Origin of the sequence: uncultured Lactobacillus sp., from assembly GCF_948948975.1 — a bacterium.
Taxonomy (GTDB): domain Bacteria; phylum Bacillota; class Bacilli; order Lactobacillales; family Lactobacillaceae; genus Lactobacillus.
In genome coordinates, this window is sequence record NZ_CARBVX010000035.1 from 1 (window position 1) to 6,965 (window position 6,965).

Annotated in this window: 6 protein-coding genes; all 6 read left to right on the forward strand. The window is 33.7% G+C overall.

Annotated elements, in window-relative coordinates; genetic code table 11:
* Nucleotides 1–136: 136 nt before the first annotated feature.
* Nucleotides 137–1,273, forward strand: coding sequence for a DUF2974 domain-containing protein (locus Q9R40_RS09295; protein ID WP_370648939.1), 1,137 nt, complete (start codon nt 137–139; stop codon nt 1,271–1,273).
* 87 nt (nt 1,274–1,360) lie between these two features.
* Nucleotides 1,361–2,107: a hypothetical protein gene (locus tag Q9R40_RS09300; RefSeq protein ID WP_300591856.1), complete on the forward strand. Its 747-nt coding sequence runs from the start codon at nt 1,361–1,363 to the stop codon at nt 2,105–2,107.
* Nucleotides 2,108–2,151: 44 nt separating this feature from the next.
* A complete protein-coding gene (locus Q9R40_RS09305; RefSeq protein WP_304677401.1) occupies nt 2,152–2,997 on the forward strand; it encodes an NAD(P)H-hydrate dehydratase in 846 nt (281 codons plus the stop codon).
* A 52-nt stretch (nt 2,998–3,049) separates the two neighbouring features.
* Nucleotides 3,050–3,976: a D-alanyl-D-alanine carboxypeptidase family protein gene (locus Q9R40_RS09310; RefSeq protein WP_370648940.1), complete on the forward strand. Its 927-nt coding sequence runs from the start codon at nt 3,050–3,052 to the stop codon at nt 3,974–3,976.
* Between the two features lie 279 nt (nt 3,977–4,255).
* Complete coding sequence (argS, locus tag Q9R40_RS09315; protein ID WP_304677403.1) at nt 4,256–5,932, forward strand: arginine--tRNA ligase; 1,677 nt, start codon at nt 4,256–4,258, stop codon at nt 5,930–5,932.
* Nucleotides 5,933–6,043: 111 nt separating this feature from the next.
* Nucleotides 6,044–6,961, forward strand: coding sequence for a class II fructose-bisphosphate aldolase (locus Q9R40_RS09320; RefSeq protein WP_004896844.1), 918 nt, complete (start codon nt 6,044–6,046; stop codon nt 6,959–6,961).
* Nucleotides 6,962–6,965 lie beyond the last annotated feature (4 nt).

Genomic DNA, 6,965 nt, shown 5'->3' on the forward strand with positions numbered 1-6,965 from the left:
TGGTTTTAAATCAAACAGTTTAATAATATGTCCTAATTTTTGGGTTCATATCATAAGATACTTACCTAAGTTTCCTTTTTTGCCCCTGCCAAGGAAGTCTATTATATAATATTTCCGAGAAAGTGAGGAAGAAAAATTGGATAATATGCTTGTATATGCTGCAAAAGAGAAGCGAAATTTTAATGAATTTCCCTTAAACGAAGTAGATAGCATGATTTTTTCTCAATTAGCGTATTGTAATTTTGATACTCTTCCTCAGCATCATAGTTTACAAAATTTGGCTTCTGATGAAGAGATTAAGACTTTAACTCAGGGAAATCTTGGTGGAAAGAATACTAAAAAGTTAATCAAGATTATGCTACAAAACCCCCGCTTTAAAAAACTATGTTGGCGCAATGTGGTTAGTAAAGTAGATACAAAAACACAAATGCAATTTAATGCTGTCACATTTTGTATTGCAGAAGATCAATACTATATTGCATATCGGGGAACAACGGCTACTACCATCGGTTGGAAAGAAAATTTTAATATGTCTTTTAATGATTGGGTACCAGCCCATTATTTTGCTCGTTCTTATTATCGAAAAATCAAAAATTTGTTTTCAGGAAAATTTTATCTTGGTGGGCATTCAAAGGGCGGAAATTTAGCTTTTGCCGTTGCATTGAACCTAAAAGAATCCGACCTGTCACATATTGCTAGAATCGACTGTTTTGATGGACCAGGTTTTCATAATCAAGAACGATTAAAGAATAGATTCTTAAAATTAAAGGGTAAGATTCATAAATATATTCCGCAAGGCTCATTGATTGGGATATTACAAGATGATCTGATTGGAGAAAAAGATTATTGTACTGTTGTGGCAGCTTCTGGAAATAGTTTGCTCCAGCATGATATGTTTACTTGGCACGTTATTGATGATCGATTTGCAACCGTAAAGCAATTAGATAGCACATCTGAAGTTTCATGGAAGGCAATTGCTGAATGGCTAAAAAATACAAACGATACGGAAAGAAAAGATTTTATTGAAATGCTATATCTAACGGTGAGTGACACTAATCAAATTTATTTCAGGAAACTGTTAACGCCTAAGACGACATATAAATTAGCTACTCGTTTGATAAAAAATAGTTCTACCCAAAAGAATGTTTGGGAACCAATAATAAGAAAACTTTTTAAAGCCTATGTGAATTCAGGAACAGCAGCTTTTAGTGAACAAAGAAAAAATCAATTATCAAACTTTAAAAGAATTTTAGATGAACAACGCAATAAATAGGTTAAGTTATAAAAATCTATCTTGACTTAAAAACTACCGGCTTACCTAGAAAAAGAGTAAAATAACGATTGAAAGAGGTGGACAAAATTGAAAAAAGATACATATATGACTTTATTAGGATTCCGTGATACTTGTTACAATGATTTCAATTTTGATATTGATGAGAAAGATTTTTATTTAGGAACTGATACCTATAAAAAAATTGACAAGATATTAAAGGATGCACAGAATGAACAATTATTAGTTCAGTTTGAAGAGGGTACTCATCTTTATCAAGATTATGATCCAGAATACTTGAGCGTAGCACAAAAGAGAGAAATTCAACATGATATTAATGCAGCCCGTAACTTTTTGGATAATTACGACGGGGATGTGGACGATAAGCATGATAACTATGCAGCTTACTTAGATGATAATTCTTTGAGTTATTCTTTTGGTCCAGATAGTAATTTAGATGAAGTACAAAATAATTTAAATGATATTGAAACCAATGGTGTAATCATCTGGCAAAGACGAAAAAATGAATATATTTTATTACCACATACTATTCATAGCCTTGAAAGAATTAAAAAACAGATTGCATCAAGTAAACGTGTTGATGATAAAAAATTGCGTTATGCAATGGAGCGTTTATTTAACAATATAACTGATTTTCTTAAGCCATTTAGTGATAGTGAATTAGGAAAATACGAAAATACAATTTCACAAGAGCTTAGAGATAATTTAGAACATTATGCTTTAAGTGTTCAAACTGATGCACGTGAAGTAGCTGCAGATAAATTAACTAAATATGCAGTACAACTTGCAGAGAAAGAAAATAATGACAGTATTTAAAGTAAAGCTCATCGATTGGATGAGCTTTTTTTGGATAGGATAAAATGAAGTTTATTTCACATAGGTTAATATCTAGAGTAATAAAAAAGAGAAAAAGTTCTACACATAAAGGAAATTATGGTCGTTTACTCCTAATTGGAGGTAGTAAAAAATATGGTGGAGCACTGATTATGGCAGCAGAAGGCGCATTAAACAGTGGTGCAGGTTTAGTGACAGTTGCTACAGACCAAGTCAATATTGCTGCTCTCCATACTCGAGATCCAGAGATTATGGCTCTTAATTGGGATGAAAGCATAGAGTTAAAAAAATCAATTAAAAGCTCTGATGTAGTAGTTTGTGGAATGGGGCTTGGATTAGATGAGAAAGCACAACAAATATTGGCCTTGGTTAGAGATAACATCACCCTAAAACAAACATTAATTCTAGATGCTAGTGCACTGGATTTAATTGGTCAGCAAAAAGACTTACTACCATTAAATTCAAAAATTTTGATTTTTACTCCTCATCAAATGGAATGGCAGCGATTAAGTAGAATAAAAATTTCTGATCAAAGTGATGAACTAAATCAGGCAGCTTTGGATAAATTAGTTAAAAATAAGAATGCGATTTTAGTTTTGAAATCTAATCATACTAAAGTCTATGATCAAGTAGGGAATATTTATTTAAATCCTTTTGGTAATCCAGGAATGGCTATTGGCGGAATGGGAGATACATTAGCTGGAATTATCGGGGGCTTTTGTGGTCAATTTCCGCCTACGTTAGAAACAGTAGCGGCTGCTGTGGGGATTCATTCTTTAGTTGCTGATAAAATTGCAGAGAATCAATATATTGTACGACCAACTCAGTTATCAGCTCATCTTCCAAAATTAATGAAACGATATGAAAAATGAGTAAGTAAAGGCGAAATAAATTAAATTGCATAAAGAGAATTTAGGTGACCGAATGAGACATGCAAAGAAGAAACCTAAGAAAAAGTATTTATGGTTAATTATATTTGTAATAGTAGCTATTTGTTTTTTGGTATGGAAAAACAATTTTAGTTCAAATAGAATGCCATCGAATTATCATGCTGACCAAGTAGATTTAAACGTTAAAGCTGCAGTAGCAATTAATGCAAAAGATGGAGCAACCATTTACGCTAAAAATGCTAATCAAAGCTTGCCGATTGCCTCAATGACCAAACTCTTAACTGTCTATTTAGTTTTACAAGCAATTAAAGAGAAAAAAATATCTTGGGATACAACCGTTACCCCAACTCAAGAAATAGTAGATTTAGGCTCAAATCAAGATTATGCAAGTGTTCCACTTAGGCTAGGGCAAAAATATACAGTAAGAGAGCTCTATGATGCAGCCTTAGTAAAGTCGGCAAATAATGCAGCTCGTTTACTTGCGATTGCAGTTAGTGGAAGTGAGACAAATTTTCTAAATCAAATGCGCCAGCAAGCTCGAAAATGGAAGCTCAATAATGCTAAATTTGTAACTGTTGATGGCTTACCGGAGAAAAGAAAAAATTTTTTAGGGATGACGACAACAGTTGAAAATAAGATGAGCGCTAATGACATGGCAATTGTAGCGAGAAAATTAATAACTGATTATCCTGAAATTTTAAATACTACGAAACTATCTAGAGCATATTTTCAAAATACACTTATGACTAATAGTAATAAAATGCTAGATGGTCTCTCATACTATGATTCGACATTTCCTGTGGATGGTTTAAAGACGGGTACTACTGATGGTGCGGGTTCGTGTTTCACTTGTACAGCAGATAAAAATGGAAAAAGAGTAATTACAGTGATTTTAGGTGCTGAAAATGATAATGGACGGTTTGTGGAGACCAAAAAGTTATTAAGTTATTGTTTTAATTAAAATTTTACTATGCGTTCGATTTAATATTGCACTTTCCCTAAGTTTGCTGATATAATCTTCATGACAAAAGGTTAAAAGTAGTAGTATTGCATTTGTTTTCAGCGAGTCTATGGTTGGTGGGAGTTAGACAATAGAGCAATATGAAGGCGTGTTTAACTTTAACTTTAAAATCAATTAATAAGCGGATACTTTGTATCAAGTAGAGTGGTACCGCGGGAACTTTCTCGTCTCTTTCTAGTTTACTAGGAAGAGACTTTTTTTATGCAAGAGGTGTTATGAGTGGATTTTAAACAAAAAGTCGTTGATTTAGTTAGTGAACAGGTAGATTTACCTAAAGAAAAAATTTCTATGTTAATTGAAAGACCAAAGAATCCTAAGATGGGTGATTATGCTTTTCCAGCATTTGCTTTGGCTAAAATTGAACATAAAAATCCTGCTTTAATTGCTAAGGATATTGCAGAACAAATTAGTGATGATAATTTCACTAGTATTCAAGCAGTTGGACCATATGTAAACTTTGCAATTGATCATGCTAAATTAGTCAATGCAACTTTAAATGATGTTCTAACTGAAAAAGAACATTTTGGTGATCAGAAGCTTGGTGAAGGAAATGTTCCAATTGACATGTCTTCTCCTAATATTGCTAAGCCAATGTCAATGGGACACTTACGTTCCACAGTAATTGGTAATTCAATTGCTAAGACTTTAGAAAAAGTTGGATATACTCCAATTAAAATTAATTATCTTGGAGATTATGGTACTCAATTTGGTAAATTAATTACTGCTTATCGTTTATGGGGTAATGAGGAAGATGTTAAGAAAGATCCAATTACAAATCTTTTCCATTACTATGTTAAGTTCCATGAAGAAGCCGAAAAAGATCCTAAGTTAGAAGATGAGGGACGGGCTGCCTTTAAGAAACTAGAAAACGGTGATGAAGAAGAAATCAAATTATGGAAATGGTTCCGTGAAGTTTCCTTACAAGAATTTAACCGTATCTATAAAGAATTAGGAGTAACTTTTGATTCATATAATGGAGAAGCATTTTTCAATGATAAGATGCAGCCAGTGGTTGATGAATTAAGAGAAAAGGGCTTACTTGAAGAATCTCGTGGAGCTCAAGTTGTTAACTTGGGAGAAGATGAAAACCCAGCTTTAATCTTAAAATCTGATGGCTCTAGCCTTTATATGACTCGTGATTTGGCTGCTGCCTTATATCGTAAAAAAGAATATGACTTTGTTATGTCATTATATGTTGCTGGTGGCGAACAAACTGGTCACTTTAAGCAATTAAAACAAGTTTTGAAGAAAATGGGTTATGACTGGTCAGATAACATTCACCACATTCCATTTGGTTTGATTACTCAAGGTGGAAAGAAATTATCTACTCGAAAAGGAAACGTTGTTTTCTTAGATCAAGTCTTAAGGGATGCAGTTTCTTTAGCAGAACAACAAATTGAAGAAAAGAATCCAAATCTATCTAATAAGAAGCAAGTTGCTCATGATGTTGGTGTGGGCGCCGTTGTATTCCATGACTTAAAGAATGATAGAATGGATAACTTTGATTTTGACTTAGAAGAAGTTGTTCGTTTTGAAGGAGATACTGGTCCATACGTTCAATACACTAATGCTAGAGCTCAAAGTATTTTACGTAAGGCTAATAAAGAAATCTCAATGGATAATTTAAGCTTAAATGATGATTGGTCCTTTGCAGTTGCAAAAGCATTAGCTGATTTCCCTGCTATTGTAGAAAAAGCTTCAGAGAAATTTGAACCATCAATTATTGCAAAATATGCTTTGGATTTAAGTAAGAAATTTAATAAGTATTATGCAAATGTTAGAATTTTAGATGAAGATGATCAACTTAATGCTCGTCTTGCATTAGTTCAAGCAACTTCAATTGTTTTAACAGAATCTTTAAGACTTTTGGGTGTAAATGCACCTAAAGAAATGTAATATTTCTTTAAATAAAAATATTCACTGAATTTTTTTGAGCTAAAGTATGTTAATTTTTGCACTAATGGGTTAAACTAGTGATGTGTTAAAAATTTAGGAGGTATTTTTTTAATGGCTTATTTAGTAAATGGTAATGACATTTTCAAAGCTGCTCGTGAAAACCACTACGCTGTAGGTGCATACAACACTAACAACCTTGAATGGACTCGCGCACTTTTAAGAGGTGCTAAGGAAACTAGAACTCCTTTATTGATTCAAGTTTCTACTGGTGCTGCTAAGTACATGGGTGGTTACAAGACTGTTAAGGACTTAGTTCTTAACGAAATGGACAACATGGATATCGATGTTCCAGTTATTTTAAACTTGGACCACGGTGACTTTGAATCAGCTAAGGAATGTATTGCACTTGGTTACTCATCAGTTATGTTTGATGGTCACAACTTACCAACTGACGAAAACTTAGCAAAGACTAAGGAGATCGTTAAGTTAGCTCACGAAAGAGGTATCTCTGTTGAAGCTGAAATCGGTAAGATTGGTGAAAACCAAGGTGCCGATGGTGGTGAATTAGCATCAGTTGAAGACGCTAAGACTTTCGTTGCTGCTGGTGTTGACAAGCTTGCTTGTGGTATTGGTAACATCCACGGTGTTTACCCAGAAGGTTGGACTGGCTTAAACTTCGATCGTTTGAAGGAAATTGCAGAAGCAGTTCCAAACGAACCACTTGTTCTTCACGGTGGTTCAGGAATTCCTCAAGATCAAATCGAAAAGGCAATTCAATTAGGTATTGCTAAGATTAACATCAACACTGAATTCCAATTAGCATTCCAAGCTGCAACTCGTAAGTACATCGAAGACAAGATGGACTTGGACAAGGGCAACAAGGGTTACGATCCACGTAAGCTTTTGAGAGCTGGTACTGACGCAATTACTGATTCTATGAAAGAAATGATTTCATGGATGGGTACTGCACCAATCGACTCAAAGGAATCATCAGTTCAATTTGATGAAGCTTCATTAAACGAAGAATAATCAA

Bases quoted from the DNA above. Each gene is read 5' to 3' on its own strand.
- Q9R40_RS09305 (WP_304677401.1), top strand. From the start codon at position 2,152: ATGAAGTTTATTTCACATAGGTTAATATCTAGAGTAATAAAAAAGAGA.
- Q9R40_RS09310 (WP_370648940.1), top strand. From the start codon at position 3,050: ATGAGACATGCAAAGAAGAAACCTAAGAAAAAGTATTTATGGTTAATT.
- Q9R40_RS09320 (WP_004896844.1), top strand. From the start codon at position 6,044: ATGGCTTATTTAGTAAATGGTAATGACATTTTCAAAGCTGCTCGTGAA.